This window comes from Microcystis sp. M53598_WE2, from assembly GCF_030067735.1.
GTDB lineage: Bacteria > Cyanobacteriota > Cyanobacteriia > Cyanobacteriales > Microcystaceae > Microcystis > Microcystis aeruginosa.
In genome coordinates this window covers 1-1456 of sequence record NZ_JASJFE010001044.1, presented here as the reverse complement: position 1 = coordinate 1456, position 1456 = coordinate 1, and the positions used below count along the sequence as shown (strand labels likewise).

Sequence of the window (1456 nt, the reverse complement as noted above, 5' to 3'; positions counted from 1 at the left end):
TGAGCGAAAAATTCTGATACTCCATCACGTCTCCTCCTCTCTTCATATACTTATTCTAGATAAGTTACCCAATTTGGGCAATAGGGTTATGTCCATTTAGCTCCTCACTATCTAAAGAAAACAGGTTAAACTTGTTCGGGCGAGAGCCTTGACAACAAACCCAGTTTGTAGTCGAAGCTCTCTTCGCTAAATTCTCTCCCCTTTCCTTGTAGGATAGGGTTCAGGGGAGAGGTCAATAATTAAGAACCCAACGTGATCGCACTATTCGGCAACGATCAAGTATAATTAAGATAACAATTTTACTTAAAAAATAAAGTTAAGTTTGAATCTTCAATTAGGATAACTCATGCAACTCGAAGACTATTTTAATTTTCTTGCCCCTAACGATATCCGACTAAAAGAAACCCGCATCGGTATTGAAACCATTTTATACGATTTTATTTACCAAGCGAGAACTCCCGAAGAAATTGCCAATACTTATCCGTCTTTAACCCTCGAACAGGTATATGCGACGATTCTTTATTATCTTCATGAAAAAGAAAAAGTGAGCCAATATATCGCCGACTGGCTAGAATGGGGGCGAAAAATGCGAGAAGAACAGCGAAAAAATCCTCCGCCTGTGGTTGAACGACTGAGAAAATTGAAAGCTGAAATAACAGCCAAGCAGAAAGCTAATGACACTGAAATATTTAATTGATGAAAATGTTAATTCGGTGTATCCTCAACAATTGCGTCGCCGAGAACCAGAAATCATTGTTCGAGTAGTTGGTGAACCAGATACACCAAAATTAGGTACATTAGATCCAGAAATTTTGATTTGGTGTGAGGTAATGGGTTTTATTTTAGTGACAAATAATCGTGCCTCTATGCCCGTTCATTTAATAGCTCACTTCAGGCAAAATCGTCATGTTCCTGGAATTTTTATTCTCAATCAAGATTTAAGTGTTGGTGATAATTTGTTAGAATTAATTGTAATTGCTAAAGGCTCTTTTGACAATGAATATGAAAACCAAATTATTCATTTACCGTTAACCTGATCAAATTGAAATAATCTTATTAAAATAACTAAGAATCCCAATTCACGATCGCTACGAACCCGGTTTGATGAGGATATTTTCGTTGCTGTGGCTGATATTTTGAGGATTGGGATTGAGGAGGTGCGGGGTTTGCTGGAGGGTTAGGATGGGTTTTGGGCGTAGGGATTGTTTGGGCGCAGGGTGCGTGTTTGCGGCTATCAATTCAGTTAACGTAAGTCTTAATTAAGGTGGTAAATATGGTTCAATTTTTACAAGCAAAAGAAGTCACTCTTAGAAATTTAATTAATCATTTTCAACTACAGTTTATAGAAGATAAGCATTTTTTTGGGGAATGGCAGCAAGACCTAGAAGCAATCTCTGAACAAGAAAAAGAATTGTTAGATAAAATCAAAACAGGTTATTTAAACTTATTAAATTAT

General features: G+C 36.7%; 2 protein-coding genes and 1 pseudogene. All 3 read left to right on the top strand.

Features of this window, described 5'->3' with window-relative positions; genetic code table 11:
* Nucleotides 1-346 precede the first annotated feature (346 nt).
* On the top strand, nt 347-697 hold the full coding sequence (locus PX636_RS21390) for a DUF433 domain-containing protein (protein ID WP_272081756.1): 351 nt from the start codon (nt 347-349) through the stop codon (nt 695-697).
* Entirely contained in the window at nt 675-1037 is a 363-nt protein-coding gene (locus PX636_RS21385; protein WP_002798845.1) for a DUF5615 family PIN-like protein, read from the top strand. The genes PX636_RS21390 and PX636_RS21385 overlap by 23 nt, the downstream gene beginning before the upstream one ends.
* Nucleotides 1038-1273: 236 nt before the next feature.
* Nucleotides 1274-1456: pseudogene (locus tag PX636_RS21380) on the top strand (restriction endonuclease subunit R); the annotation flags it as partial.

Excerpts from the sequence above, each read along its gene's own strand:
- PX636_RS21390 (WP_272081756.1), top strand. The coding sequence starts at position 347 with ATGCAACTCGAAGACTATTTTAATTTTCTTGCCCCTAACGATATCCGA.
- PX636_RS21385 (WP_002798845.1), top strand. The coding sequence starts at position 675 with ATGACACTGAAATATTTAATTGATGAAAATGTTAATTCGGTGTATCCT.